This window comes from Frondihabitans sp. PhB161 (assembly GCF_003814635.1).
In the GTDB taxonomy this organism is placed as follows: domain Bacteria; phylum Actinomycetota; class Actinomycetes; order Actinomycetales; family Microbacteriaceae; genus Frondihabitans.
Genome location: NZ_RKQW01000001.1, coordinates 1,081,748 through 1,108,516 on the forward strand (window position 1 = coordinate 1,081,748; position 26,769 = coordinate 1,108,516).

General features: G+C 69.2%; 22 protein-coding genes. 18 read left to right on the top strand and 4 right to left on the bottom strand.

The features are described from left to right. Positions 1 to 93: 93 nt before the first annotated feature. From EDF39_RS05305 to EDF39_RS05340, 8 genes are all read left to right on the top strand, one after another. Positions 94 to 951 carry an urea amidolyase associated protein UAAP1 gene (locus EDF39_RS05305; protein ID WP_123941083.1) on the top strand — a complete coding sequence of 286 codons (858 nt, stop codon included), beginning with the start codon at positions 94 to 96 and terminating at the stop codon, positions 949 to 951. Next, entirely contained in the window at positions 948 to 1,577 is a 630-nt protein-coding gene (locus EDF39_RS05310) for an urea amidolyase associated protein UAAP2 (RefSeq protein ID WP_123941085.1), read from the top strand. Before EDF39_RS05305 ends, EDF39_RS05310 begins: the two co-directional genes overlap by 4 nt. Beyond that, on the top strand, positions 1,570 to 5,217 hold the full coding sequence (gene uca / locus EDF39_RS05315) for an urea carboxylase (protein WP_123941087.1): 3,648 nt from the start codon (positions 1,570 to 1,572) through the stop codon (positions 5,215 to 5,217). The genes EDF39_RS05310 and uca overlap by 8 nt, the downstream gene beginning before the upstream one ends. Continuing rightward, positions 5,214 to 6,935, top strand: coding sequence for an allophanate hydrolase (atzF, locus tag EDF39_RS05320; RefSeq protein ID WP_123941089.1), 1,722 nt, complete (start codon positions 5,214 to 5,216; stop codon positions 6,933 to 6,935). Before uca ends, atzF begins: the two co-directional genes overlap by 4 nt. Positions 6,936 to 7,047: 112 nt before the next feature. Beyond that, positions 7,048 to 8,700 (top strand): amino acid permease, encoded by a 1,653-nt coding sequence (locus EDF39_RS05325; RefSeq protein WP_123941091.1) that lies wholly within the window; start codon positions 7,048 to 7,050, stop codon positions 8,698 to 8,700. Between the two features lie 174 nt (positions 8,701 to 8,874). Then, complete coding sequence (locus tag EDF39_RS05330; RefSeq protein ID WP_158613162.1) at positions 8,875 to 10,119, top strand: sensor histidine kinase; 1,245 nt, start codon at positions 8,875 to 8,877, stop codon at positions 10,117 to 10,119. A 250-nt stretch (positions 10,120 to 10,369) separates the two neighbouring features. Next, on the top strand, positions 10,370 to 10,969 hold the full coding sequence (locus EDF39_RS05335) for a hypothetical protein (RefSeq protein ID WP_123941095.1): 600 nt from the start codon (positions 10,370 to 10,372) through the stop codon (positions 10,967 to 10,969). A gap of 25 nt (positions 10,970 to 10,994) precedes the next feature. After that, positions 10,995 to 12,152 carry a hypothetical protein gene (locus EDF39_RS05340; RefSeq protein ID WP_123941097.1) on the top strand — a complete coding sequence of 386 codons (1,158 nt, stop codon included), beginning with the start codon at positions 10,995 to 10,997 and terminating at the stop codon, positions 12,150 to 12,152. 147 nt (positions 12,153 to 12,299) lie between these two features. Here the strand turns inward: EDF39_RS05340 and ald are convergent, their stop codons facing one another. Then, complete coding sequence (gene ald / locus EDF39_RS05345; RefSeq protein ID WP_123941099.1) at positions 12,300 to 13,400, bottom strand: alanine dehydrogenase; 1,101 nt, start codon at positions 13,398 to 13,400, stop codon at positions 12,300 to 12,302. Between the two features lie 137 nt (positions 13,401 to 13,537). On the opposite strand from ald, the gene EDF39_RS05350 reads away from it, so the two are divergent. The 6 genes from EDF39_RS05350 to EDF39_RS05375 all read left to right on the top strand — a co-directional run bounded on the left by EDF39_RS05350 (position 13,538) and on the right by EDF39_RS05375 (position 19,295). Next, positions 13,538 to 14,035: an Lrp/AsnC family transcriptional regulator gene (locus EDF39_RS05350; protein WP_123941101.1), complete on the top strand. Its 498-nt coding sequence runs from the start codon at positions 13,538 to 13,540 to the stop codon at positions 14,033 to 14,035. A gap of 21 nt (positions 14,036 to 14,056) precedes the next feature. Further along, positions 14,057 to 15,523, top strand: a complete 1,467-nt coding sequence (locus EDF39_RS05355; RefSeq protein ID WP_123941103.1) for an LCP family protein — start codon at positions 14,057 to 14,059, stop codon at positions 15,521 to 15,523. Positions 15,524 to 15,614: 91 nt separating this feature from the next. Then, a complete protein-coding gene (gene hxlB, locus EDF39_RS05360; protein WP_123941105.1) occupies positions 15,615 to 16,184 on the top strand; it encodes a 6-phospho-3-hexuloisomerase in 570 nt (189 codons plus the stop codon). Between the two features lie 29 nt (positions 16,185 to 16,213). Beyond that, positions 16,214 to 16,837 carry a 3-hexulose-6-phosphate synthase gene (gene hxlA, locus EDF39_RS05365; protein ID WP_055960627.1) on the top strand — a complete coding sequence of 208 codons (624 nt, stop codon included), beginning with the start codon at positions 16,214 to 16,216 and terminating at the stop codon, positions 16,835 to 16,837. Between the two features lie 173 nt (positions 16,838 to 17,010). Continuing rightward, complete coding sequence (locus EDF39_RS05370) at positions 17,011 to 17,640, top strand: TetR/AcrR family transcriptional regulator (protein WP_123941107.1); 630 nt, start codon at positions 17,011 to 17,013, stop codon at positions 17,638 to 17,640. Continuing rightward, positions 17,637 to 19,295: an MDR family MFS transporter gene (locus EDF39_RS05375; RefSeq protein WP_055960623.1), complete on the top strand. Its 1,659-nt coding sequence runs from the start codon at positions 17,637 to 17,639 to the stop codon at positions 19,293 to 19,295. The genes EDF39_RS05370 and EDF39_RS05375 overlap by 4 nt, the downstream gene beginning before the upstream one ends. Positions 19,296 to 19,385: 90 nt before the next feature. On the opposite strand, the gene EDF39_RS05380 is transcribed toward EDF39_RS05375, so the two are convergent. The 3 genes from EDF39_RS05380 to EDF39_RS05390 all read right to left on the bottom strand — a co-directional run bounded on the left by EDF39_RS05380 (position 19,386) and on the right by EDF39_RS05390 (position 22,138). Then, on the bottom strand, positions 19,386 to 19,679 hold the full coding sequence (locus EDF39_RS05380; protein WP_123941109.1) for a hypothetical protein: 294 nt from the start codon (positions 19,677 to 19,679) through the stop codon (positions 19,386 to 19,388). Positions 19,680 to 19,775: 96 nt separating this feature from the next. Beyond that, on the bottom strand, positions 19,776 to 21,326 hold the full coding sequence (locus EDF39_RS05385) for a glycoside hydrolase family 36 protein (protein WP_123941111.1): 1,551 nt from the start codon (positions 21,324 to 21,326) through the stop codon (positions 19,776 to 19,778). Next, entirely contained in the window at positions 21,323 to 22,138 is an 816-nt protein-coding gene (locus EDF39_RS05390; RefSeq protein ID WP_123941113.1) for a DeoR/GlpR family DNA-binding transcription regulator, read from the bottom strand. Before EDF39_RS05390 ends, EDF39_RS05385 begins: the two co-directional genes overlap by 4 nt. Positions 22,139 to 22,221: 83 nt before the next feature. Between EDF39_RS05390 and melA the strand changes: the two genes are divergently transcribed. Genes melA through EDF39_RS05410 form a run of 4 tightly spaced genes read left to right on the top strand, consistent with a single transcriptional unit; the run spans position 22,222 to position 26,767 of the window. Next, complete coding sequence (melA, locus tag EDF39_RS05395) at positions 22,222 to 23,538, top strand: alpha-galactosidase (protein ID WP_123941115.1); 1,317 nt, start codon at positions 22,222 to 22,224, stop codon at positions 23,536 to 23,538. After that, the gene (locus EDF39_RS05400; protein WP_123941117.1) at positions 23,535 to 24,410 is read left to right on the top strand and encodes a class II fructose-bisphosphate aldolase; all 876 of its coding nucleotides are present in this window, start codon (positions 23,535 to 23,537) and stop codon (positions 24,408 to 24,410) included. Before melA ends, EDF39_RS05400 begins: the two co-directional genes overlap by 4 nt. Next, entirely contained in the window at positions 24,407 to 25,381 is a 975-nt protein-coding gene (locus EDF39_RS05405; RefSeq protein WP_233572976.1) for an SIS domain-containing protein, read from the top strand. Before EDF39_RS05400 ends, EDF39_RS05405 begins: the two co-directional genes overlap by 4 nt. Before the next feature lie 51 nt (positions 25,382 to 25,432). After that, entirely contained in the window at positions 25,433 to 26,767 is a 1,335-nt protein-coding gene (locus tag EDF39_RS05410; protein WP_123941119.1) for an extracellular solute-binding protein, read from the top strand. The last annotated feature ends 2 nt before the right edge of the window (positions 26,768 to 26,769 follow it).

Genomic DNA, 26,769 nt, shown 5'->3' on the forward strand with positions numbered 1-26,769 from the left:
ATTAACACACCTGCAACCTGGGTCTCACGCGCTCGAAATCTGCCACGAAAAACGTCGGTTACGTTTCTATCAAGCAATAGAAAGAGACGTGAGATGACGACGATTCCAGCTGCCTCCGGCACCTCGACGACAGCGGGCGCGAAAGCGCATGCCCGCGCCCAGGAGGCCGAAGCGGCGGCCTCGGGCGCACCGGACGCGGTGGTTCCGGCCGAGACGTGGACCGGCCAGATCACGGCCGACCGAGGCGACGTCGTCTGGGCCGAGACGGTCGCGGGCGGCAGCTACGCCCACCGCGTCCTCGCCGCGGGATCGAGCGTCCGCCTCACCGACATAGCCGGCGACGCCTGCGCCTCCGTGCTTCTCTACAACGCCGACGCTCCCTGGGAACGCCTCAACGTCGCCGACACGGCGAAGGTGCAGTGGCAGGTGTACACCGCGCCGGGGCAGCTGCTGCTCAGCGACCAGGGGCGAGTGCTCGCGTCGGTCATCGACGACACCTCGGGCCACCACGACATTCTCTACGGCACGTCCGCCGAGGCGCGCAACGTCGAGCGCTACGGTGACGGCGCTCCCGAGGGCGCGAGTCCTGCGGGCCGCGAGCTCTTCGCCGTTGCCGCGGCGAAGAACGGTCTCGGTCGCCGCGACATCGCACCGTCGATCTCGTTCTTTCAGGGCGTGACGATCGACGCCGAAGGATCGCCCACGTTCACCGGATCGTCCGGCCCCGGAGGCTCGATCACGCTGCGCACCGAGATGCCCGTGATCATGCTCGTGGCCAACGCGGCGCACCCGCTCGATCCGCGCGAGGAGTACATCGCGTCGCCGCTCGAGATCGTGGCGTGGCGGGATCGGAGAACGGACCCGTCGGATCCTCGGTGGTCGGCGACGCCCGAGGGGCGACGCGCCTTCGAGAACACGGCCGACTACCTGAAGGGACGGGGCATCGCATGAACGACTTCGGAGTGGAGATCTCGCGCAAGACCGTTGCGGCTCGCGCGCCGTGGTCGGCGACGCTGAAAGCCGGGCAGATCTTGACGATCGTCGACGTCGACGGCAATCAGGCCGTCGACTTCTTGGCCTACGACGCCGCCGACACGAGCCGGGCCTACAGTGCGCAGGCGACGCTGCAGGGGCAGTCGTCGGTCTACCTCACGGTCGGGAGCGTGCTCCGCGACAACGAGTACGACCCGCTGCTCACCCTCATCGCCGACGAGGTCGGGCGGCACGACACCCTCGGCGGCGCCTGCTCGAAAGAATCGAACACGCTCCGCTACGGCCACCACACCTACGGCCAGCACGCCTGTGCCGAGAACTTCATGCGCGAGATCTCGCGGTACGGCATGGGCAAGCGCGACCACGTGTCGAACGTGAACTGGTACATGAACGTGCCGGTCGACCCCGACGGCGCCCTCGGCATCGTCGACGGCATCTCGGCGCCCGGCCTGTCGCTGAGCCTGCGCGCCGAGAAAGACACCCTCGTGCTTGTCTCGAACTGCCCGCAGATCAACAACCCCTGCAACGGCTTCGACCCGAGCCGCGCCGAGATGATCATCTGGAGCGGCGGAGCCGATGTCTGAGCCGGTCGGGGCGCCTCCCGAGACCAGGGCGATCCGTACGCTGCTGGTCGCCAACCGCGGTGAGATCGCGGTGCGCATCATCCGCTCGGCGCGCGAACTCGGCATCCGCACGGTGGCCGTCTTCTCGGAGGCCGACCGCGGGGCCGCGCACGTGCACGCCGCCGACGAGTCGGTGTTGCTCGGGCCCACGGCTCCGACCGAGAGCTACCTCAACGTCGACGCGGTGGTCCGGGCCTGCCGCGAGACCGGGGCCGATGCCGTGCATCCCGGCTACGGGTTCCTCTCCGAAGACGCCGGTTTCGCCGAGCGCCTCGAGGCCGAGGGCATCGCGTTTGTCGGGCCGACTCCCGAGCAGCTCCGCATCTTCGGCGCGAAGCACACCGCGCGCGAGGCCGCGATGGCGGCGGGCGTGCCCATCTTCCCCGGCACGACCCTGCTCTCCGACGCCGACGACGCGGCACGCCAGGTGGCCCCGATCGGCTACCCGGTGATGTTGAAGGCGACCGGTGGTGGCGGCGGAATCGGCATGACCGTCTGCCGCGACGAGGCGAGCCTGCGTCTCGCCTACGACCGGGTCAGCCGGATGGCGGCGGCCAACTTCGCCTCGGCCGGCGTCTTCGCCGAGCGCTACGTCGAACGGGCCCGCCACGTCGAAGTTCAGGTCTTCGGCGACGGGCGGGGCGGCGTCGTGTCACTCGGCGACCGTGACTGCTCGCTGCAGCGCCGCAACCAGAAGGTCGTCGAAGAGGCACCCGCCCCGGCGCTGCCCGACGACGTGCGAGAGCGCCTCCACGACTCGGCCCGGCGTCTCGCCGCGTCGCTCGAGTACCGATCGGCGGGCACCGTCGAATTCGTCTACGACGCCGAGCGCAACGAGGCCTCCTTTCTCGAGGTGAACGCGCGCCTGCAGGTCGAGCACCCGGTCACGGAGGCGATCACCGGGGTCGACCTGGTCGCCTGGATGCTCCGGCTTGGGAGCGGCGACCGCGGGATCCTCGAGCCCTACCTCGACCGGGAAAGCGGCCTGGGCTCGGTTCCCGTGTCGGGTCACGCCATCGAGGCACGTGTCTACGCCGAGGATCCGGCCACCGACTTCCGCCCCAGCGCCGGAGTCATCACGGGCGTCACTCTGCCCGGCGGCGACGGCGTGCGGGTCGACGGCTGGGTCGAGCGCGGCACCGAGGTGTCGACCGCCTACGACCCGCTGCTCGCCAAGGTGATCGTCGAGGCGGCCACGCGCGACGAGGCGCTCGAACGCTTCGGCGAGGCGCTGGCCGAGTGCCGGATCGATGGCATCGAGGTCAACCTCGGCATGCTGCGCGCCGTGGCGAAGCTTGAGGCCTTCCACGAAGCCACGCATTCGACACAGACGCTCGACGGCGTCGGTGACCCCGAGCCCCGGATCACCGTCGAGCGCCCGGGCCTGATGACGACCGTTCAAGACGCCCAGGGGCGGACGGGCCTCTGGCAGGTGGGAGTGCCGCCGAGCGGCGCGATGGACGACCGCTCGCTCCGCCTCGGCAATGTCGCGCTCGGCAACGACGTCGACGCGGCCGGTCTCGAGTGCACGGCGAGCGGGCCGCGACTCGTCTTCACGCACGCCACCGTGGTCTGCGTCACGGGTGCCCCGGCGACCGTGCAGATCGACGGCCGCGACGTTCCGATGTGGGAGCCGATCACCGTTCCGGCGGGCGGTGCCCTCGACGTCGGCGATGCGACGGCGGGCCTCCGCACGTATGTCGCGGTGGCGGGCGGGCTCGACGTGCCCGACTACCTCGGCAGTGCCTCGACCTTCACGCTCGGCCAGTTCGGCGGGCACGGCGGTCGCGCACTGCGGCTCGGCGATGTGCTGAGGGCGGTACCGCAGGATCCTTCCGCCCCGGCTCCGACGACGGCTGCGGTTCCCGACGCCCACCGTCCCGTGATGACCTCGCACTGGCGGGTGGCCGTGACCGAGGGGCCGCATGCCGCGCCGGACTTCTTCACGCGCGACGACATCGACGCCCTCTACGCCGCGACCTACGGGGTGCACTTCAACTCGGCCCGGACGGGCGTGCGCCTGATCGGGCCGAAACCGACCTGGGCGCGCCAGGACGGCGGCGAGGCCGGGCTTCACCCCTCCAACATCCACGACAACGCGTATTCGATCGGCGCCCTCGACTTCACCGGCGACACCCCGATCCTGCTCGGCCCCGACGGACCGAGCCTCGGCGGGTTCGTCTGCCCGGTGACGGTCGTGTCGGCCGAGCGCTGGAAGCTGGGCCAGCTGCGGCCCGGCGACACCCTGCAATTCGTGCCGATCGCCGCGGTCGACGCGCCCTCGCGGAGGTCGCTCGACTTCACCTCGTTCGCTCCGGCGCGCGACGGCGACGACGGCGTGCTCGCCCGGATCGACGGCGACCCGAACGTCACCTACCGACGCTCCGGCGATGACAACGTGCTCGTCGAGTACGGCGAGATCGTTCTCGACCTCGCGCTCCGGGCCCGCGTGCACGCCCTGCACATGCTGCTCGTCGAACGCGACCTCGGCGGTGTCGTCGATCTCACGCCGGGCATCCGCTCGCTGCAGATCCACGTCGACCCCGACGTGCTGCCGATCGCGCGGCTCGTCGGCATCCTCCGCGAGCTCGAGGGTGAGATCCCGCCGGCGGCCCAGCTCGTCGTGCCGAGCCGGCAGGTCCGCCTGCCGCTCAGCTGGGACGACCCGGCGACCCGCGAGGCGATCGCCCGCTACATCGCGGGTGTGCGGAGCGATGCCCCGTGGACGCCGTGGAACATCGAGTTCATCCGCCGCATCAATGGGCTGGAGTCGGTCGACGACGTCTACCGCACCGTCTTCGACGCGGAGTACCTCGTCTTGGGTCTCGGCGACGTCTACCTCGGTGCTCCCGTGGCGACCCCGTTGGATCCTCGTCACCGACTCGTGACCACCAAGTACAACCCGGCGCGCACCTGGACCGCCGAGAACTCCGTGGGCATCGGGGGCGCCTACCTCTGCATCTACGGTATGGAAGGCCCGGGCGGCTACCAGTTCGTCGGCCGGACAACGCAGGTGTGGAGTCGGTACCGCGAGAACGCGCCGTTCGAGAAGGGGTCGCCGTGGCTGCTCCGGTTCTTCGATCGCATCAGCTGGTACCCCGTCGAGCCCGAGGAGCTTCTTGACCTGCGCGCCGACCTCGCCGCCGGCCGGGGGAGTCTCGACATCAGCGACGGCAGCTTCTCGCTCGCCGAGCACGAGAGCTTCCTGGCCTCGAACGCCGAGGGGATCGCGAGCTTCCGGGCCCAGCAGGCGATCGCCTTCGCGGCGGAGCGGCACGCCTGGGAGGAGGCGGGAGAGTTCGACCGCGCCGAGCAGGCGGCCGCGACCGTCGTGGCCGATGCCGACGAGGTCGTGGTGCCACCCGGTGGCACTCGCGTGGATGCCCCCTTCGTCGCGAACGTCTGGAAGACCGAGGTCGCTGTCGGCGACACCGTCGCCAAGGGGCAGACGCTCGTCGCCCTGGAGGCCATGAAGATGGAGAGCTACATCGAGGCGCCTCACGGCGGAGTCGTGACGCAGGTGCTCGCCGTGCCCGGATCGCAGGTCAACCCGGGAGACGCGCTCGTCGTGCTCGCTCCCCGAGAAGGAGAAGCAGCATGACCGTCGACCGGGTGAGGGCGGCCTTCGCCGCCATCGAGAAGGCCGACCGGCCCGAGGTGTGGATCACGCTCCGGCCCGAAGCGGATGTCGCGCGGGAGTTCGAGGCGGCCACCCAAGCCCAGGTCGGGCCGCTCGCGGGGCTGCTTCTGGCTGTGAAGAACAACGTCGATGTTGAGGGCATCGAGACCACCGCGGCGTGCCCGGCATTCGGCCGCGGGCCTGCTGCCGCCGATGCGACGGCGGTCGCGCGCCTTCGAGCGGCCGGGGCCACCGTGATCGGCGCCACGAACCTCGATCAGTTCGCGACCGGCCTCGTCGGCCAGCGGAGCCCCTACGGCCGAGTGCGTGATGCGCGTCGACCCACGCACATCTCGGGTGGCTCGAGCTCGGGGTCGTCGGTCGCCGTGGCCCTCGGGTTCGCCGACATCGCCATCGGCACCGACACGGCCGGGTCGGGCCGGATTCCCGCCGCCCTGCAGGGCCTCGTCGGCATCAAGCCGACCCTCGGCGTCGTCTCGACCATGGGCGTGCTCCCCGCCTGCCGGTCGTGGGACGCCGTCACGATCTTCGCCCGCGACCTCGACACGGCGGCCGCGGCGATGAGTGCCATGGCAGGCGGCGACGAGGCCCGGACCTTTCCCGCCGATGCCCCCATCGCCGCTCCTAGGGCGGCCCGCATCGCCGTGCCCGAGACGCTCGTCGGCATGTCTCCCGAGTGGGAGGCTGCTTTCGCCGCCGCTGCAGACCGCCTCCGCGACGACGGCTGCACGGTCGAGACGATCCCGTTCGAGTCGTTCTTCGAGGCCGCGCGCCTCCTCTATGACGGCGCTCTCGTCGCCGAGCGACACGCGGCCGTCGGCGAGTTCGTCGACGCGCACCCCGACGAGGTCGACCCCACTGTTGGCGCAATCGTCAGCCGTGCCGGCACGGTGCTGGCGAGCGACATGGTCACCGACCTCGAACGCCTCGAGAAGCTCCGCCGCCGCAGCCTCGCGCTGCTCGACGGCTTCGACGCCCTCCTCATCCCCACCGCCCCGGGCCACCCGACCGTCGAGGCCGTGGCCGCCGACCCGATCGGCGTCAACTCGTGGATGGGCACCTACACGAACTTCTGCAACCTGTTCGACCTCGCGGCAGTCGCCGTGCCGTCCGGCACCGTCACCGACGCCACCGGAACCTCGCAGTTCGGCGTGACCGTCGTCGCGCGCACGTTCGCCGACGCCGTCGCGCTCGACCTCGCTCGCCGCGTCCAGCTCGAGACACCCTCGGTAGCGAGCCCAGGATCCGCTCCCGCGCTCCCCAGCACCCCGCTCTCGTGGCCGACACGTGCGGGAGCCCCCTCCGTCCCGCTCTTCGTGGTCGGCGCGCATCTTCCCGGGCAGCCGCTCGAGGCCCAGCTCACGGCCCGCGGCGCCCGGTGGCTCGGCGAGGCGCACACCGCCGAGGCCTACCGCCTCGTGGCGCTCGACACCGTGCCGCCGAAGCCCGGCCTCGTGCGGGTCGGCGAGGGCGGAGCGTCGATCGTGGGCGGGCTGTGGCAGGTGCCGATCGCAGCGCTGGGCACGTTTCTGGCAGAGCTCCCGGCGCCCATGAACCTTGGGCAGATCGAGCTGCGGGCCGGATCCTTCGTCACCGGTTTCGGGTGCGACGCGGCCAGCGCGGTCGGTGCTCGCGACATCACCGAGCACGGCGGCTGGCTTGCCTACCTCGGGGTTTAACGCACCCGTAACAGGGCCGAAATCGGGCACGCGACCTGCGACTCCAGACTGTTTTCACAAATACCTGTCACCCGACAGATACGCAGTCTCGTCCGATCGCGAAAGGCACGTCATGAGCCCGCTCGACCCACTGCCCCAACAGACCTCCGTCCGCCCGTCACCCGCTTCGACCGACTCGGTTTCGACCGGCGCGGCCTCGACCGGCGCGGTCTCGACCGACTCGGGCGAGCTCGCCACCTTCGGTTACCGCCAGGACCTCCATCGCAGTGTCGGCACATTCGCGTCGTTCGCCGCCGGCTTCTCGTTCGTGTCGATCTTGACGACGGTGTTCCAGCTGTTCGGCCTCGGCTTCTCGTTCGGCGGCGCGGCCTTCTTCTGGGCCTGGCCGGTCGTCTTCGCGGGGCAGCTGCTCGTGGCGCTCAACTTCGCCCAGCTCGCCGCCTGGTGGCCGATCTCGGGAGCGATCTTCCAGTGGTCGAGCAGGCTCGCGGGCTCGATCGTCGGCTGGTTCACCGGCTGGACCATGATCATCGGGCAGATCCTCACCGTGGCCGTCGCCGCGGTCGCGGTGCAGGCGGTGCTGCCGGCGATCTGGTCCGGATTCCAGATCGTCGGGGGCCCGGACGCCGACCCGGCACCCCTGTCGCCGACGGGTGCAGCCAACTCGGTCGTGCTCGGCTGCATCCTCCTCGTCGTCACCACCGTCGTCAATGTGGTGTCGGTGCGACTCATGGCGCGCGTCACCAGCGTCGGCGTCGTGATCGAGATCGTCGGCGTCATCGCGCTGATCGCGTGCCTCTTCTTCCTCCCCGAGCGCTCGGCCAGTGTGGTGTTCACCACGGAGGGCCGGGAGCCCGGCGGCGCCTACATCTGGGTCTGGCTGGCCTCCGCGCTCATGGCGGCGTACGTGATGGTCGGCTTCGACTCGGCCGGGGAGCTCTCGGAGGAGACGCACGCCCCGCGCCGCACGACACCGAAGACGATCATCCGGGCCCTCACGGTCTCGGGGCTCGGCGGTGCGCTCCTGATCATCGCGGCGCTGGTGGCTGCTCCGAGCCTCACCGACGGATCCCTCGTCTCCGGCGGTCTCGCCGGTGTCGTCGACGCTCGCCTCGGCCCGGTACTCGGCCGGCTGCTGCTCTGCGCCGTCGCAGTCGCAGTGTTCGCCTGCACGCTCGCCGTGCAGACCTCCGGTTCGCGGATGATGTACTCCATGGCCCGGGAGCGCGCGCTGCCCTTCTCCGCGGCGCTGTCTCGGGTCTCGGTGCGCACCGGCACGCCGATCATCACCTCGGTCGTCGTCGGCGTCGGGGCGGCTCTGGTGCTGCTCGCGAACGTCGGCCAGTCGGCGCTGTTCACCGCCCTCTCGAGCCTCTGCATCGCCATGCTCTACCTGGCGTACCTCGGCGTGACGGTGCCGCTGCTGGTGCGGCGCATTCAGGGCCGCACTCGCGTCGAAGAGTCGGGCGTCGACGAAGAGGGCAAGCCCCTCTTCTCGCTCGGGCGCTGGGCGATCCCCGTCAACGCGGTGGCGGTCGTCTACCAGGTGCTCATGGTGGTCAACCTCGCGTGGCCTCGGTCGGCGATCTACGACCTGACGGGGCACACCTGGTGGCTGCAGTGGTCGGCGCTGCTGTTCGTCGGCGCGTCGCTGCTCGTCGGCGGGGCGTACTACCGCTTCAGCCACCGCCGGCACCGATCGCTCGGGGTCATCGCGGCCGAGCCTGCTGCCGTGTCCGCTTCCGCCGGGGTCGGCGTCGCGTGAGGTGACGCGGATCGGCCGATGTCACAGCGCCGCGGCGCGCGATGTCGGCCGATTCCCCGGGCCCGGGCGAATCCGAGCCCGGGACCCCCGTACTGAGGGTGGCCCACGGCCGCGTGCGGGGGTAGAAAGGTCAGACCCGTGCAAATGGCAGGGTGCCAGGAGTCGGGGGTGTGCATGCGAGTTCGCGCGAGCCGCCTGCTGCTGGCCGGGGTCCGCGGATCCTCGGATTCCGACCGTTCCACGCGGTACCTGATCAGCTCGGCCCTGGTCGAGAAAGTCGTCGGCCGGTGCCTGGCCGCGTATTGCCTCATCTTCGGCGGCCTGGCGATCCCGGACGCGTTCGTCGGACAACCCCTGATGAACCAGGTTTGGGCGTGGATCGCCGGCGTTGCCCTGTTCGGCAGTCTGGCCGCGACCGTCGTCACGGGAGTGCTCGAGTGGCATCCCCGGGTCGCGGCGGCGTCGTTCAGCGTCGTCTATCTGGCGATCCTCGTCACCTGGCAGCTCGCGGCGTCCGACCCGTCTGTGGTGGCATCGGGCGCGCCCTGGCCGAGCCCGCTCTCGACGATCGCGTTCGCCGCGGCATCTTTCGCTTTTCGGCAGGCCGGGGCGCTCGTCTACATGGGCAGCGTCTACGTGGTGTACATCATCGTCCGCCAGACGCCGGCCGGTGGTGGCGCACCCCTGCTCCAGTCGCTAGCGGAGGCCGGGTACGGCGTGATCATCGGCCTGGTCGTGCTGTTGCTGATCACGATGTTCCGTAGGGCCGCCGCCTCGGTCGACTCGGCCCACGGTGCAGCGACCGGTCGATACGCCAAGACGGTGCGCGACCACCGAACCGAGATGGAGCGCATCCAGGTCGACTCGATCCTGCACGACAGCGTGCTCACGACCTTTCTCACCGCAGCGCGATCGCACACGCCGGAGGAGCGCGTCCTCGCCGTGGCCATGGCGAAGCACGCCCTCGCCGAGGTCGCGTCGGCGGGGCCGATGCCCGAGACTCTCGACGATCTCGTTCCGCTGAACGGTCTGCGCCGCCGGTTCACCGAGACCTGCGCCGAGCTCGGCATCAGGGCCACGTTCACGGCGGAGGGCCTGCAGAACTACTCCGTGCCGGGGTCCGTTGTCGAGGCGCTGTTCTCCGCCGTGATGCAGGCTCTGACCAACAGTATCCAACATGCCGGGCCGGGCGATGTGAAGCGCCACGTCCACATCCGTTGGTCTCACGCGGTGCTCACGGTCACCACGACCGACGACGGTGTCGGGTTCGACGTCGATCACATGACGCCGAACCGTCTCGGAGTGCGCGTCTCGATCATCGAGCGCGTCCACAACGTCGGTGGGCACGCCGAGATCGCCTCGCAACCCGGGCACGGCACGACGGTCACGATGACGTGGCCGCGGGCAGAGGGCGACTGAAGGGCTCCTGGTTCGGCCTCGCGCGCGACCCGGCCTCGATGACCCTCGCAGTGGGGCCAAATGCGGACTTGTTGAGATGCGCTCAGCGACGTACCTTCATAGGAGCACATAGGGGCTTCGCACTTCACCACCGCGAACCCCGACGATGGAGTCTCTCGGCGTCTCACCAACGGCCGTTCCGCCCGTCGCAGCACCTGAAGAGTCGCGTCAGCCGACGCGTTCCGGATCAGCCCCACCTGGGAGTTCAGCCATGCCTTTCGTCACCCCGTTTCGCGCCAAGATCGCCGCCTGGATCACCATCCCCGCGGCTCTCGTCGGCTCCGGCCTCGTCGTCGGGACGGCCTCGTACTCGGCGTTCTCGGCCACCACCGTGAACCCCGCCAGCAACTGGAGCGCCGGATCGGTGGCGCTCACCGACGATGACTCGAACACGGCGCTCTTCAACGCCACGGCGCTCAAGCCCGGTTCGACCGGCACGAAGTGCATCGCGGTGACGTCGACCGGCACCCTGCCCTCGACCGTGGCCCTGTATGGCACCTCGCCGTCGACCACCAACGCCCTCTCGACCTACATCAACCTGACCGTGACGCAGGGCACCGGCGGTGGCTTCGGCTCGTGCACCGGTTTCACGGCGCAGGCAACGGGAAGCTCGGTCTACACCGGCACCCTCCTCAACTTCGGTTCGACGAGCACGAACTTCGCGACCGGCGTCGGCAGCTGGGCGCCGACCGGCACCGCGTCTGAGACCAAGGTCTTCCAGTTCACCTACACCGTCAACGCCGCGGCACCCAGTACGGTCATGGGCGGCACCGCTCAGCTCGGCCTGACCTGGGAGGCCCAGAACAGCTGATCCGACCTGGTCGGGAGCCCCACTCATGAGCCGATCGAGGATCCGGCCGAGCGTGCCAGCGCTCGGCCGGCAGTCGGCGGTGTCGGCCGAACTCCTCCGCGAGATCGTCGATCCGCACGGCCGGCACGCGTTGGCCCGGACAGGCGGCGCGCAGAACAGCCGCGCGCAGAACACCCGTGACTGGGCCCGGGTGATCGTCGCGTCGATCGCCCGCGGCGTGCTCGCGACCGTTCTCGGTTTGGCGTTCTACGCAGCGGCTCCGGCCGTGATCGGCTGGCATCCCACGACCGAGATGACCGCCTCGATGATGCCGCGGATCCGCACCGGCGATGTGGTGGTGTCTGTTCCCGTCGCCGCCGAGGCGATGCAGGTGGGCAAGGTGATCCTCTTTGACGATCCCGACCACCCGGGCAAACTGCGTCTGCACCGGTTCGTCGAGTGGGGCGACGGCGGCATGCTCCGCACGGCGGGCGACGCGAATCCGCAGCCCGATTCGACTCCCGTCCACCCGTCGGCCGTGTGGGGCGTCGGCATGCTCCGGGTGCCCTGGGTCGGACTCCCGATCCTCTGGATTCGCGAGGGGCAGTGGCTCTTCGTCGCGCTCGTCTCGGCGGGGCTCACCCTGCTGATCGGCCTGACCGGTCTCGACAGACGTCTTCGCACGCGAGTGCAGGATCCGGCGGCAGGCCCGCCCGACACACCCCCGCGGGCGCGCCCCGCCTGGCCCTTCCGCGCGGGAGCCGCCGCCGCGGCGACACTCTTCGTCGCGGGCTCCCTCGTCTCGTTCGGCCCGACCCCGGCAGCGATGGCGGCGGGATTCACCGGCACGACCGTCAACCCGACCTCGCGATTCACCGCGGGCACAGTGCCTCTGGCGACAGGCCTCACCTGTACCGACAACGCCGACGGGCGTACAGTCACGATCGGCTGGACCTACAGCGGCAGCGTCGTTCCGGACAGCTTCGACGTGCTGAACGGCAGCACGGTCGTGGCCTCGACGACGACGGGCTCCACGACGTCGGCGGTAGTGACGACCAACGCGATCCTGAGCCTGTTCCCCAGCTACACGCTGACGGTCCGCGCGAACATCACCGCGAACACCGCCTGGTCGTCGACGTCGACGAGCACCACGTCGGTCAAGCTCTCCGGGCTGCTGCTGTCGCCCGTGCGCTGCAACACCTGAGCGTGTCGCCCGCGGCGTCCACGATCGCGCTCGACCTGATCGCCGAGAGTGCCCAAATGGGCGTCGGGCGACACTGCTGACCCCTAGTCGGGCACGCTCGGCAGAGCGAGTTCGGGCGCTCTCGGCAGGGTCGGTGGGCCAGCGCCGTCAGGCGGAGGCGAACTCCAGGCCGAGCGCTGCGGCGACCCCGGCGTTGGTCACCCGGCCGGCCGTGACGTTGAGCCCCTTCGCCAGCGCCTCGTCGGCCTCGGTCGCGGCCTTCCAACCGCGGTCGGCCAGCGCCACCACGTACGGCAGGGTCGCGTTCGTCAGCGCCCGGGTCGACGTCTCGGGCACGGCGCCCGGCATGTTGGCGACGCAGTAGTACACCGCGTCGTGCACGGCGAAGATCGGGTCGTCGTGGGTCGTCGGGTGCGATCCCTCGAAGCAGCCGCCCTGGTCGATCGCGATGTCGACGAGCACGGCGCCGGGCTTCATCGTGGCGACCATCTCGTCGGTGACGAGCTTCGGGGCCGCTGCCCCCGGGATCAGCACCGACCCGATCACGAGGTCGGCGTCGCGGAGCTGCTCGGCGATCGCGAAGGGTGTGGAGTGCCGGGTTTGGATGCGCCCGCCGAACTGCACCTCGAGGGCGCGAAGGCGGGGGAGCGACACGTCGATCACGGTTACGTCGGCACCGAGCCCGAGGGCGTTCGCCGCCGCGTGCTCGCCGGCGACGCCGCCGCCGATCACGACGACCTTGGCCTTCGGGGTGCCGGGCACACCACCCAGCAAGGATCCGCGCCCGCCGTTCGACCGCATCAGCTGGTACGCGCCGACTGTGATCGACAACCGCCCGGCGACCTCGCTCATCGGCGATAACAGAGGCAGCGAACGGTCGGGCAGCTGCACCGTCTCGTAGGCGATCGCGGTCGTGCCGGAGGCGACGAGGGCCTCGGTGAGGGCTCTGTCGGCGGCGAGGTGGAGGTAGGTGAACACCGTCTGGTCGGGGCGAAGGTAGCCGTACTCGGCGGCGATGGGCTCCTTCACCTTGAGGAGGAGATCGGCGCTCGCCCACACGGCGTCGGCGGTGGGGAGGATCGTGGCGCCGGCTTTGGAGTAGTCGGAGTCGGAGATACGCGAGCCGGATCCTGCGCCCTGCTGCACGACTACCTCATGGCCGTGACGCACCAGCGTGTCGACCCCGGCGGCGCTGATGGCGACGCGGTTCTCGTTGTTCTTGATCTCGGTGGGGATGCCTACGCGCATGTCGTTCTCCGATCGAAGGGGCGGCTCCTGCGCCGCACCAACCAGGATGGACAGGGTTCGTTTCACACGTGTTTCAGACGAAGAACATTCGGTAGATTGAGGAGTAGCCAGTGTCTGAGCCCGGTAGAGGAGACGAAGTGAACGATTCGCCGAACGATCTTTCAGGCCCCGCACCACTCGACGACATCGACAGGCGGCTCATCGCGCTGCTGACGAGCGACGGGCGCATCTCGAACGCGGCGCTCGCCGAAGGGGCGGGTATCGCACCCTCGACCGCACACGTGCGTCTGCGGTCGCTACAGGATCGCTGTGTCGTGACCGGGTTTCTCACGAGCGTCGATCAGAAGGCCCTCGGGCTGGGGCTCCAGGCGATCGTCGGCGTGACCCTCCGGCCCGGCTCACGCCAGGAGAGCATCGTGCGCTTCTCGGAGGAGGTGCGCGACCTGCCTCAGGTGCTGCAGGTGTTCTTTCTCGGCGGCGCCGACGACTTCCTGGTGCACATCGCCGTGGCCGACTCGTCGGCCGTGCGCGAGTTCGTGGTCGAGCACCTCTCGGCCCAGCCGAGCGTCGCCTCGACCCGCACGAGCATCATCTTCGACTACCACCGCAACGGGGTCGCGGCCTCGTTCCAATAGGGCTCCGGTTAGCCTGTGGGGGTGACCGACGAGAACCCGACTCCGCCCGAGCCGAAGTACCGGCGTCCGCCCGCGCGCCATGCACGGCGCGACCGGCGGCATCCGCTGCGCTGGATCGCTCTCGGGCTCGTCGGCGTTCTCGTGCTCGGCGGCGGCTATGTCGCCTACAGCTACGAGCGGTTCCAATCGGGTGTGACCAAGATCGACGCCCTCCCGGCCCCGGGCAAGAGCGGGGGGAGCGACGTCGACGGGCAGGACGAGAACATCTTGCTGGTCGGCGACGACCACCGCCCCGCCGGCGCCACGGCGGAGCAACTGGCCGAACTCGGCACGACGAGCGACGGCGGCAGCAGCAACACCGACACCATGATCGTGCTGCACGTCAGCGGCGACCGGAAGAGCGCGACGATGATCTCGCTGCCCCGCGACTCGTACGTCGACATTCCCGGGCATGGCAAGAACAAGCTGAACTCGGCGTTCTCGGCGGGCAGCGCCACGGGCGGGCCGTCCGGCGGCGCCAAACTGCTCATCTCGACCGTGCAGAATCTCACCGGCCTCACGATCGACCACTACATGCGCGTCTCGCTGCTCGGTTTCTACGAGGTCGTGAAAGCTCTCGGCCCGGTCGAGGTGTGCCTTAACAACGCCGTCCAGGACGACTTCTCGAAGATCGACCTGCCGGCTGGCAAATCCACACTCAGCCCCAAAGAAGCCGTTGCGTTCGTCCGCCAGCGGCATGGTCTTCCGCGCGGTGACTTCGACCGCGAGGTGCGCCAGCAGTACTTCCTGTCGGTCGAGGCCAAGCGGATCCTCTCCGCAGGCACCCTGCTCAACCCGGTCAAATCGGGCCGCATCATCGACGCCGTCAGCAAGTCGATCGAGACCGACGAGGGGTTCGACCTCGTGTCGTTCGCGACGAGTGTGCGCGACCTGCGCCCGGCGAACATCCGCTCGGCGACCATCCCCGTGCTCGGCACGCCCACCATCGACGTCAATGGCACGCCGCTCTCGATCGTCGAGGTCGACACCGCCGGCATGCCGGGCTTCATCACCAACGTCGTCGGGCAGCCGGAGGCCTACAAAAAAGCGACAGCGGCGAAACCCGCGGCCGTCAGTGCACTCGTCGTCAACGCGAGCGGCGTCGAGGGCGCGGCGGTCACCGCATCGACACGCCTGACCGCGCTCGGGTTCACGGTCGGGGCGCCGGAGTCGGGCACGCTCACCCAGCAGACGACGGTCCAGTACGCAAAGGGGGCGGAGCGCGCCGCGAAGGCACTCGTCGCGAAGGTGCCCGGGTCCGAGGCCGTGCTGACCCCGGGGATCGTCGGGGTGCGCCTGGTGCTCGGCTCCGACGGCCGCACCGTGCGCGACCCGGCAGCGACCGCTACGCCTAAGCCATCGACCTCCACTGCCCCGGCGGCACCGGCGACGCCGAAGCCCACGGTCACCAAGCAGTCGACCGCGTACGCCGGCACCTGCATCAACTGACCCTGCCTGCGGCCGGGCCCTACCCGTTCGGGTAGGCAGAACCGGTCCGTCGGGTGGCGCCGCCCCCGGATCCTTCGGCGCACCATGGGGTATGACCGAAACGCCGTCGTCTGTCGCGACATCTCTCCGCTCCATCGAGTCCGAGCTGCGGGCCACGGTCGACACGATCGCCCAGCACGACCTCGACTCGTTCGCCGACGCCCTGTCGAAGGCTGACCGGGTCTTCGTCTACGGCGCCGGTCGCTCGGGCCTCGCCCTGCAGATGACCGCGATGAGGCTCATGCACCTCGGCCTCACGGTGCACGTCGTCGGCGAGACCACGACACCCGCGGCGGGCCCCGGCGACGTGCTGCTGACCGCGAGCGGCTCTGGCACGACGGCCAGCATCGTGCGCGCCGCCGAGACTGCGAAGAGCGCAGGATCCTTGGTGGTCGCCATCACGACCGCCACCGACTCGCCGCTCGGGCAGCTGTCGGCAGAGGTGCTCGTCGTGCCGGCCGCGGCGAAGCTCGACCGCTCCGGCACCGCCTCGGCGCAGTACGCCGGTTCGCTGTTCGAGCAGACCGTCGTGCTGCTCGGCGACGCCCTCTTCGACGCGCTCTGGAAGCGGTCCGGTCTCACCGCCGACGACATCTGGCCGCGTCACGCCAATCTCGAATGACCTCCACTCACCCAACGAAAGGCACCACCATGAAGCTCCAGTTCGCCATGGACACCCTCACCACCGAAGCCGCCCTCGAGCTGGCCGCCGCGGCCGCGCCGCACGTCGACATCCTCGAGCTCGGCACCCCGCTCATCAAGAGCGCCGGAGTCTCGGCGATCACCGCCATCAAAGAGGCTCACCCCGACAAGATCGTCTTCGCCGACCTCAAGACGATGGACGCCGGCGAGCTCGAAGCCGACGTCGCGTTCAAGGCCGGCGCCGACCTCGTGACCGTGCTCGGCGTCGCCGGTGACAGCACCATCGCTGGTGCCGTCGCCGCTGCGAAGAAGCACGGAAAGGGCATCGTCGCCGACCTCATCGGTGTGAAAGACAAGGCCGCCCGCGCCAAGGAGGTCACGGAGCTCGGCGTGCAGTTCGTCGAGATGCACGCCGGTCTCGACGAGCAGGCCGAAGAGGGGTTCACCTTCTCGACGCTGCTCGACGACGGCAAGGCGTCCGGTGTGGCGTTCTCCGTCGCCGGTGGCATCAACGCCTCGACGATCAAGGCTGTGCAGGAGTCGGGCGCCGAGGTCGCCGTCGCCGGTGGCGCGATCTACGGTGCGCCCGACGTCGGCGCTGCTGCCGCTGAGTTGCGCGCTGCCATCGTCTGACCTGTCTGGCCCGACCCGCCTCCGAATTTGAAGGAGAAACGCGGGCAGCACCCCCGCCGATCGGCATAAAGCCGTCGGCGGGGGTGCTTTTTTCCTTCAAATTCGGCGGCGGCGGGGCGAGACCGGTACCCCAGTACCATGCACTCTCAGCATAAGAGTGCAATCCTCTACGGGTGGCACTCGACGGAACCGGCAAGCGGCAGTTGCGCACTCGCGCGGCCCTCGTCGCGCGCGCCCGGCACCTGACGGCCCGCAAGGGGCTCACCGGCTTCACGATCCAAGAGCTCTGCGACCAGGTGGGTGTCTCGCGTCGCACCTTCTTCAACTACTTCCCGACGAAGGAGTCGGCGGTGCTCGGCGTCGAGAACGGGCTCGACAGCGCCCTCGTCGACGACTTCCTCGCGGCTCGCGCGGTGCACCCCGAGGCGCGCCGCCCGCTCGTCGACGACCTCGTCGAGGTGGCCATCGGGCACTTCGAGGCCATGAGCCCGACGGCGTCCGACCTCGCCGACTTCGTCGGATCGATGCAGCGGGAGCCGAAGCTGATCGCGGCCATGATCGATTCCGGCCGCAGCGAGCAGGAGCGGTTCATCGCCCGTCTGGCCGAGAGCCAGGGCGACGCCGATCTCCTGCCGATCCGGGTCGCCATCGTCACGTTCGAGGCGCTCGTCCGCCTGAGCATCGACACCTATCTTCACGGGGCCGACGTCGTTCCCTTCGCCGACATCCTCCGCGAGCGGGTCCGAGCGGCCCGCGAGCTCTTCGCCCCCCTCCCCACGAAAAGACTGGTGCCCAGCCCATGACCACCGAGAAGACCGCCCCTCCGAAGAGCGGCGACGGCCCGCTGCTGTTGACGCAGCGTCGTATCTGGATCATCTTCGCCGCGCTGATCGCCGGCATGCTCCTGTCGAGCCTCGATCAGACGATCGTGTCGACGGCCATGCCGACGATCGTGGGGCAGCTCGGCGGCGTCGAGCACCAGGCCTGGATAACGACGGCGTACTTGCTCGCGACAACCATCGTCATGCCGATCTACGGCAAGTTCGGTGACGTGCTGGGGCGGCGCAACCTCTTCCTGACGGCGATCGCCCTGTTCACGCTGGCGTCGATCGGCTGTGCTTTCGCTTCGGACTTCTGGATGTTCGTCGTCTTCCGCGCCCTCCAGGGCCTCGGCGGTGGCGGTCTGATGATCCTCTCGCAGGCGATCATCGCCGACATCGTCCCCGCCTCGGAGCGCGGCAAGTACCTCGGCCCGCTGGGCGGCATCTTCGGTCTCGCGGCTGTCGGCGGCCCTCTCCTCGGCGGCTTCTTCGTCGATCACCTGACTTGGAACTGGGCTTTCTACATCAACATCCCGGTCGGCATCGCGGCGTTCGCGATCGCCTGGTTCACCCTGACCCTGCCCAGCAAGAAGGCCACGAAGAAGATCGACGTGCCGGGCATCATCCTGCTGTCGGCCGCGACCGCGTCGCTCATCTTCTTCACCGAGTTCGGCGGCAATTCGCTGCACGGCTGGGGCGCCCCCGAGACCTGGCTGTTCGGCGCCGCCCTGCTGGTCGCGGTGACCCTGTTTATCCTGGTCGAGAACCGCGCCGACGATCCGATCATCCCGCTGGCCTTCTTCAAGAACCGCGTCTTCGTGATCGCGACGGCGATCGGCTTCGTCTTGGGTATTGCGATGTTCGCGGCGCTCGCCTTCATCCCCACGTTCCTGCAGATGGCGTCGGGTGCGTCGGCGGCCGCCTCCGGACTGCTGCTCCTTCCGATGATGGTCGGCCTGATCGGCATGTCGATCCTTTCCGGTCAGGTCATCTCGAAGACCAACCGCTACAAGGCCTTCCCGATCGTCGGCACCGTGCTCGTCGGCATCGCGATGTTCTTGATGACGACGCTCACCGCCGACACCCCGATCTGGCTGATCTGCGTGTTCCTGTTCATCTTCGGTGCCGGGCTGGGCTCGATCATGCAGGTCGTGGTCCTGGTCGTGCAGAACGCCGTCCCCGCGAAAGACGTCGGAACGGCGACGAGCACGAACAACTACTTCCGCGAGGTCGGTTCGGCTCTGGGCGTCGCGGTGTTCGGCGCGATCTTCACCAGTCGTCTCACCGAGAAGCTCACCGACGTGTTCACGGGTGCGGGAGCCTCTTCGTCTGATGCGTCGTCGGCGACGTCCACTCTGGATCCTGCGGCCCTCAACAAGCTGCCGACGGCCCTGCACGACCTCGTCGTGGCGGCCTACGCCGACTCGCTGGCTCCCGTGTTCTGGTACCTGATCCCGCTGATCGCGGTCGCGTTCGTGCTGTCTCTCTTCTTGAAAGAAATCCCGCTCTCGGAGGTCTCGGGAATGGTCGCGCGCGGCGAGGCGATCAGCGGAGAAGAGGCGGAGCGGCTGGAGGCCGAGCGCCTCGAGGCGGGTCGCACGGCGAAGGATCCGAAAACCCCCTCCGGTCGGCGCTAAGCATCGGCTCGACCTCCCCTTACGGATGATTATCTCGGTAACCATCCGTAAGGGCCGGGTGGGCGGGGCCGCCTCTGACGCACCAGACGGTCAGCTGCCGTAGCGCTGCCGCTCCAGCTGCGTGGGCGAGTAGTCGTAGTCGCTGTCGAGAGCGTCGACGCGGGTCAGCGAGCTGACTCCGGACTGAACCTCTTCGACGATGTCGACGGTGATCGACGAGCTGAGCGAGACGAGAACGGAGACGCGCTGAAAACCGAGGGGAGTGAAGGTCAAGAACTCACCTCGTCGGACCGCACGCAGTACCGATTTCTGCAGAAGGTCGAGGTCGGTCTCGTTCGACAGCCGGTAGCGCTTGCCATCGATTGTGAGGGTGATGCGATTCATGGGACCTCCGAGATCGTGCTCCGATGTGCAGCCGGCCTCCGACAAGCGGAGAGGCTCTGGTCTGCGGGGTCCGGGCAGATCAGCGTGAGGGCGATGCTACTCGCTCGCCCCGGGCGCGACGAGGTTCGTTTCGCGCAGGTGCTCCCGCCCGGTGCGGACCTCTCGGACGAACGGCGTGAAGTCGACGACTTCGTCGCCCACCTCGTACCGGTAGCGCCCGATGCGTCGGACCTCTTCGGACCGCACGAGAAACACCCGGAGCGAATCGGCCTCGTCTGCCGATAGCCAGTCAATGGGATCCGACGTCGATCGGAACCCGGAGACCCGGGCGATCAACTGCAGGGCCTCGCGCTGCTCGGGTGTCAAGGTCGTGTGCGCCGACCGGAAGAACGCCACGTCGGGGTCGACCTGGAAGAGATCGCGCATCCAGAGCCGCTCGACCGACGCCGTGAGGCCGTTCAACCCGCCCTCGTGACTGGGATCTTCGACGGTGCCGGGTCGCACCCAGTCGGAGGCGGTGTCGGGGCCCACGCGGACCCCGTCGAGCACCCCGACCGACGGCAGGAGTGGAGCCCCGCAACCGAGAAGGTAGACGTCGTCGCCGACGACCCGTCGGATCCTGAGGAGCGCATCGCGGTAGACCTGCTCGCGCGGGAGGTCGAGATGGCGGACCCCCGGCAGTCCGCCCGCATAGAGGAAGTCGAGCTTGAGGTAGCGGAAACCGAACCCGACGAGTTCGGCGAAGACGCGGTCGAGATGCTCGGCAGCGGCCGGGTGAGTGGTGTCGAGGGCGTAGTAGTGCGAATCCCAGTTGTAGCCGGCGACGAGCGGCTCGCCCGACGCGGCATGCACGAGCCAGTCGGGGTGGTCGCGCACGATCGCCGAATCGGGAAGGCAGATGAAGGGCGCCAGCCAGAGACCCGGCCGAGAGCCGCGCGCGGTGATCCGCTCGGCGAGGGCCGCCATGCCGGAGGGGAAGCGCTCGTTGGCCGTCCAGTCGCCGACGATTCGCTCCCAGCCGTCGTCGAGCTGCACGACGTCGAAGGGCAGGTCGCCGAGGTCGTCGATCGTCTTATTCACGAGCGTCTCGTCGATGTCTTCGAAGAACGAGTACCAGCTGCACCAGAGGGTGTCGACGCGCTCAGCGGGCGGGGTGCCGAGCCGCTCGCGCAGCAATTCGGCGTAGCGGGCGAACACGACAGCCTCGTCTCCGAGACCGAGGAACCACTCGGATCCTTGGCTCTCGAAAGTCGCCCACAGCTCGTCGGGGGAGGCGCCGACGCGCGGCGTACCGAGCCCGAGCGCGCCCAGCAGCAGCACCCGGCCGTCGGGCAGTTCGAGTGCGCCGAGGCCCGAGCCCTCGTGTCGGTCGGGCCGGTCGGTGGCGGCGTCGTCGGCCGTCAGCAGACGGGGTGCGTCGCCGTAGATGCGCATCGGGCTGTCGGTGAGCGGTGCCCAGCCCGTCGGGGACCACGAGTTCCAGCCGTGCCGGTAGAAAGCGCAGGATCCGAGATCGTGCGTGACCGAGACGGGCCCGGCTGGCAGAATCCACCCGCCGTCGATCGCGGTCGCGGCAATCGCGGTCTCGTCGTCGAACCGGAGTTTGTTCTCGACGAGGCGCAGTCGGAGTGTCGCGTCGGCGGTCATTCCGCCACCTCCACGACGTGCACGCGGACGCCGCGGTCGCGGATGCGCGCCAGCTCGTCGGAGTCGGCGCCGGAGTCGGTGACGAGGTCGTGGATCTCGGTGAGGTCGGCGACCTTGGCGAGCGTGACGCGGCCGACCTTCGACGAGTCGGCGACGACGATCACCCTCTGGGCGTGGCGCACCATCGCCGTGTTGGTGCGGGCTTCCGTCTCGTCGTGGGTGGTCGCGCCGCCGACCGAGCCGATGCCGTCCATGCCCAGGATCGCGGTGCCGACATTGATCGCGTTGAAGGCGTTCTCGGCGAGGGCGCCGACGAGTTCAAACGACTGGGAGCGGATGACGCCGCCGGTCATGATGACCTTGATGTTGGGGCGGGACGCGATCTCGGTGGCGGTGGTGAGCGAGTTGGTGACGATGGTGAGGTCGGTGCGGAACATCAGGGCCCGGGCGACTCCGGCGGCGGTCGTCCCGCCGCCGATCGCGATCGCGTAGGGGCCGTCGGGCAGCAGGGTCGCGGCGCGTCGGGCGATGAGCTGCTTTGCCAGCCGGAACTGCGAGTCGCGGAGACCGACCGGCACCTCGGCCGCCGAGGTGAAGGCGCGGGCGCCACCGTGGGTGCGAGCGAGGAGGCCCTGGTCTTCGAGGTCGGCGAGGTCGCGGCGGATGGTCGCCGCCGAGACGCCGAGCTCCGTCGCGAGATCGGCGAACGACGCCGAACCGCGCTCGCCGAGCGAGGAGATGATCGCGACCATGCGGTCGGATCGTTTCGACGAGGCCGCTCGCGGCGAGACGTCGAGGTCGATTGTTGCCATCCTGTTTCCTATTCGCTCAGCGATAGTGATCGTTTCACGCATATCATTGCACGAAACGCGCAGTCACCAGAATGATCGTCCACATGACACGAGTGACCTTCATCGGAGCAGGCAGCGTTGTTTTCACGCGTCAGCTCCTGGCCGACCTTCTCGGGTTCGACGACCTCGGACCCCTCGACCTCCGCCTGCACGACATCGACGAATCGCGTCTCGCCGTCGCCGAGGGCACGGCGCGTCAGGTGAGCGAGCGTTTCGGTCGGCCGATCACCATCACGGCGACCCTCGACCGCCGCCGCGCGCTCGAGGGCACCGACTTCGTGATCGACATGGTGCAGATCGGTGGCATAGACGCCACCCGCAAAGACCTCGAGATTCCCGAGCGGTACGGTCTGCACCAGACGATCGGCGACACGACGGGCGTCGGCGGCGTCTTCCGTGCGCTGCGCACCTTCCCGTTCCTCACTGCGCTCACAGCCGACATCCGCGAGGTCGCCCCGAACGCCGTGTTCTTGAACTACACGAACCCGATGGCGATGAACATCTGGTGGACCAGCGTCGTCGCCCCCGAGCTGACCGCCCTCGGCCTCTGCCACAGCGTCTACTGGACGGCGCACGACCTGGCCGAGCTCGTCGGCGTGCCCGTCTCCGAGACCCGGTTCCGCGCCGCCGGCGTCAACCACCAGGCCTGGATGCTGGAGTGGAGCCACGAGGGCCGCGACCTCTACCCGGTGCTGCGGGATCGGATTCGCGCGGATCCTGAACTGGAACGACGCGTCCGCGTCGAGATCTTCCGCCGTGTGGGCTACTACCCGACCGAGACGAGCGAGCACTCGTCGGAGTACCTGCCCTGGTTCCTTCGCTTGCCCGAGCAGATCGACAAGTTCCGGTTGCGACCGCTCGAATACCTCGGCATCTCGGAGGAGAACGTCGCCGAGTTCCACGCGGCCGAGGCGTCGCTCGAAAGCGGCTCCCCGCTCGAGCTCGAGGAGGGGGCCGCCGAGTACGCGCCCCAGGTCATCCACTCGCTCGTCACGGGCACCGAGCGCGAGATCCACGCGAACGTCGTGAACCGGGGCCTGATCGACAATCTGCCGCAGGGTGCCGTGGTCGAGGTGCCGACGCTCGTCGGCGCCGACGGGATCCGCCCGCAGCCGATGGGCTCGCTGCCCGTGCAGGCCGCGGCGATCAACCGCTCCTACCTTTCGGTGAACGAGCTGACCATCGAGGCCGCTCGCACCGGCGACCCGAAGCTCCTCCGCCAGGCCGTGCTCGTCGACCCGAATGCGTCGTCGACTCTCACCCCCGAGCAGATCTGGGAGCTGTGCAACGACCTCGTCACCGCCCACGGCGACCTCCTGCCCGAGCCGCTCCGCGAGCTCATCCCAGCGAGCGCCCTGTGACCGGGGCACCGGTCGGCGACCTCGTCGCGGCAGCAGTGGAGGGTCGCACGGCCGTGCCGAGCTTCAACGTGATCGGGCTGGAGCATGCCGAGGGAATCGTGCTCGGGGCGTCCCTCGCCGGTATCCCGGTGCTGCTGCAGATCAGCGAGAACGCCATCCGCTTCCACGGCGGCGGGATGCGCCCGCTCATCGCCGCCTGTCGGGAGCTCGCCGAGGCCGCCCCGGTCGACATCGGCATCCACCTCGACCACATCGAGGACCCTGCGCTGATCGACGAGGGGATCGCCCTCGGAAGCGCGTTCGGCATCGGATCGATCATGGTCGACGCATCGACACTCGATTACGCCGACAACGTGAGCACGACGGCGGACGCGGTGGGTCGTGCCCACGCGGCCGGCCTCTGGGTCGAAGCCGAGCTCGGGGCGATCGGCGGCAAGGACGGCGCGCATGCACCCGGCGTCCGCACGGATCCTGCGGAGGCCGCCTCGTTCGTCGCCGCGACCGGGGTCGACGGTCTCGCCGTCGCCGTCGGGTCGTCACACGCCATGGCCACCCGGGACGCCTCCCTCGACCTCGAGCTGATCGTGGCGCTTGCAGCCGCCGTGCCGGTGCCGCTCGTGCTGCACGGGTCGTCGGGCGTGCCGGACGACGTGATCCGCGAGGCCGTGGCCGCGGGGATCCGCAAGATCAACGTCGGCACCGCCCTCAACATCGCCTACACCGGCAGCGTCCGCAGCTTTCTCGATGCCGACGACCGCGCCACCGATCCCCGTAAGTATGTCGCCCCGGCCCGTAACGCCGTCGCCGACCTCGTCCAGCGTTTCTGCGAGGTCATCTCGCCGGCGCTCCTGTCTCGAAAGGCATCCCGATGAGCACGACCACCCCGTCGAGCACCAGTTCCCCGTCGAGCGCGACCACCCCGTCGAGCGCGACCACGCCCTCGAGCAAGACGACCGCCGAGATTCAGAGTCAGCCGGACACCTGGGCGAGATCGCTCGTCGAGTCGCCCGCCTTCGGGCCGTACCTCGGCCTGCCGGGGGAGCGCGTGCTCTTCGTCGGCTGCGGAACCTCCGCGTTCGTCGCCGAGTCGCTGGCCTCCCTTCGCGAGCGCGCCGGTCTCGGCGAGACCGATGCGGCCTACGGCTCGGAGTGGAAGCCGGGGCGGCGCTACGACCGGATCGTTGCCATCACCCGCTCCGGCACGACGACCGAAATCCTGGAGGCACTGGTGGCGGCCCGTGTCGCCAGTGACATGGACTCCGATTCAGCCCCGGCGCTCACCGCGATCGTCGCGGTCGGCGGGATGCCGGTCGACGAATTGGTCGACTCCACGCTCGTGCTCGACTACGCCGACGAGGAGTCGGTGGTGCAGACGCGGTTCCCCACCACCCTGCTCGCCGCCGCCCGAGCCTTCTACGGGTACGACACCTCCCACCTCGTCGCGGAGGCACGGACGAGTCTCGCCGCTGCCCTCGATGTCGATGTCACGGCCTTCGACCACTACGTCTACCTCGGCAGAGGCTGGACCTACGGCCTGGCCCAGGAGGCCGCGCTGAAGATCCGCGAGGCGGCCCAGGCGTGGTCGGAGTCGTACCCGCTGCTCGACTATCGTCACGGCCCCATCGCCGTCGCGAAGGAGCGCTCGCTCGTCTTCGTCTTCGGGGACGTCGACCCGACGCTCGTCGCCGACATCGAGTCGACGGGCGCAACCGTCCACACGAACGGGCTCGACCCGCTCGTGCAGCTCACCGAGGCGCACCGGATCGCGGTCGCACTTGCCGAGAGCCAGGGCCTCAACCCCGACACCCCGCGGGGTCTGACGCGCTCCGTCGTTCTCGGCTGACCCTCCGTTCTCCCTTCCCGCATCACCACCCTTCGACCAGTGGAGTTCCCGATGTCCCGTTCCTCCGCACCACGCCCCTCGTCCATCCGCCGCGGCCTGGCCCTCGGCCTCGCCACCGTCGCCACTGCCGCTCTCCTCACCGGGTGTGCCGGGTCGGGCGGCGGATCCTCGACCCTCGACACGAAGGCGGACGTCAAGCTGACCATCTGGTCGGGGCAGAACGACGCCGCCGAGAAGATCCTCGAGGGCCTCGTCTCGGAGTACGAGAAGGAGCATCCGAACGTCTCGATCGACCTGTCGCCCGGGGCATCGTCGACCGATCAGCTGCTGCAGAAGCTGTCGGCGAGCTTTGCGGGAGGCACGTATCCCGACGTGTCGTACACCTTCGGATCCTGGGCCAGCCAGCTGGAACGGTCGAACCGCACGCTCGACATCACCGACGAAGTGGCGAAGCCCGACGTCAAGTGGGACGAGTTCACCTCGGCCGCCCGCGCGACGGCGCAGCCGACGGGTAAGAAGACCATCGGGTTCCCGGCGGTCGTCGACAACATCTCGCTGCTGTACAACAAGACCGTCTTCGACAAGGCCGGGGTCGACTACTCGACCAAAGACTGGACGTGGAGCGACTTCCGCATCGCCGCGAAGAAGCTCACCGACTCGAGCTCGAACACCTACGGCTACGGCTACTCGGTGTCGGGCAGTGAAGAGACCACCTGGCAGCTGTGGCCGCACCTGTGGCAGAACGGCGGCGACATCCTCTCGTCCGACGGCACCAAGTCGGCCTTCGACTCCACAGCAGGGGTCGACGCGGTGACGTACCTGCGCGACCTCGCCGTGACCGACAAGAGCGTCTACCTCGATCAGACCGACACCAAGTTCGCCCAGCTCTTCGAGAGCGACCACGTCGGCATGATCACCTCCGGCCCGTGGGAGCTCTCGGCACTCAAGACCGCCGGCACGTCGTACGGCGTCGTGCAGCTCCCAGGAACGAACGGCGACCACCAGACGGTGTCGGGCCCCGACCTCTGGACCCTCTTCGACCACAAAGACGCCAACCGCGCCTACTGGTCGACGCAGTTCACCGAGTGGCTCACGTCGAAAGAGCAGGACGAAAAGTTCAACGTCGCCGTCGGAAACCTGCCGCTGCGTTCGAGCGAGGCGACCAGCGCCGCGTTCCTCGCCCAGGTCAAGGCGCTCCCAGGCCTCGACGTGATGCAGGCCAATGCGGCGAATGCCAAGAAGGCTCGGCCGACCGTGCCCGGCTACGTCGGGCTCTCGAGTGCGGTCGGCGACGCCGTCTCGCAGGTGCTGCAGGGGCAGGGAAACCCGGGTGACGCCCTGAAGACCGCCGCGACAGCCGCCGACAAAGCGCTCGCCGAGAACTAGGC

Excerpts from the sequence above, each read along its gene's own strand:
- EDF39_RS05305 (WP_123941083.1), top strand. The coding sequence starts at position 94 with ATGACGACGATTCCAGCTGCCTCCGGCACCTCGACGACAGCGGGCGCG.
- EDF39_RS05310 (WP_123941085.1), top strand. The coding sequence starts at position 948 with ATGAACGACTTCGGAGTGGAGATCTCGCGCAAGACCGTTGCGGCTCGC.
- uca (WP_123941087.1), top strand. The coding sequence starts at position 1,570 with ATGTCTGAGCCGGTCGGGGCGCCTCCCGAGACCAGGGCGATCCGTACG.
- atzF (WP_123941089.1), top strand. The coding sequence starts at position 5,214 with ATGACCGTCGACCGGGTGAGGGCGGCCTTCGCCGCCATCGAGAAGGCC.
- EDF39_RS05325 (WP_123941091.1), top strand. The coding sequence starts at position 7,048 with ATGAGCCCGCTCGACCCACTGCCCCAACAGACCTCCGTCCGCCCGTCA.
- EDF39_RS05330 (WP_158613162.1), top strand. The coding sequence starts at position 8,875 with ATGCGAGTTCGCGCGAGCCGCCTGCTGCTGGCCGGGGTCCGCGGATCC.
- EDF39_RS05335 (WP_123941095.1), top strand. The coding sequence starts at position 10,370 with ATGCCTTTCGTCACCCCGTTTCGCGCCAAGATCGCCGCCTGGATCACC.
- EDF39_RS05340 (WP_123941097.1), top strand. The coding sequence starts at position 10,995 with ATGAGCCGATCGAGGATCCGGCCGAGCGTGCCAGCGCTCGGCCGGCAG.
- ald (WP_123941099.1), bottom strand. The coding sequence starts at position 13,400 with ATGCGCGTAGGCATCCCCACCGAGATCAAGAACAACGAGAACCGCGTC.
- hxlB (WP_123941105.1), top strand. The coding sequence starts at position 15,615 with ATGACCGAAACGCCGTCGTCTGTCGCGACATCTCTCCGCTCCATCGAG.
- hxlA (WP_055960627.1), top strand. The coding sequence starts at position 16,214 with ATGAAGCTCCAGTTCGCCATGGACACCCTCACCACCGAAGCCGCCCTC.
- EDF39_RS05375 (WP_055960623.1), top strand. The coding sequence starts at position 17,637 with ATGACCACCGAGAAGACCGCCCCTCCGAAGAGCGGCGACGGCCCGCTG.
- EDF39_RS05380 (WP_123941109.1), bottom strand. The coding sequence starts at position 19,679 with ATGAATCGCATCACCCTCACAATCGATGGCAAGCGCTACCGGCTGTCG.
- EDF39_RS05385 (WP_123941111.1), bottom strand. The coding sequence starts at position 21,326 with ATGACCGCCGACGCGACACTCCGACTGCGCCTCGTCGAGAACAAACTC.
- EDF39_RS05390 (WP_123941113.1), bottom strand. The coding sequence starts at position 22,138 with ATGGCAACAATCGACCTCGACGTCTCGCCGCGAGCGGCCTCGTCGAAA.
- melA (WP_123941115.1), top strand. The coding sequence starts at position 22,222 with ATGACACGAGTGACCTTCATCGGAGCAGGCAGCGTTGTTTTCACGCGT.
- EDF39_RS05405 (WP_233572976.1), top strand. The coding sequence starts at position 24,407 with ATGAGCACGACCACCCCGTCGAGCACCAGTTCCCCGTCGAGCGCGACC.
- EDF39_RS05410 (WP_123941119.1), top strand. The coding sequence starts at position 25,433 with ATGTCCCGTTCCTCCGCACCACGCCCCTCGTCCATCCGCCGCGGCCTG.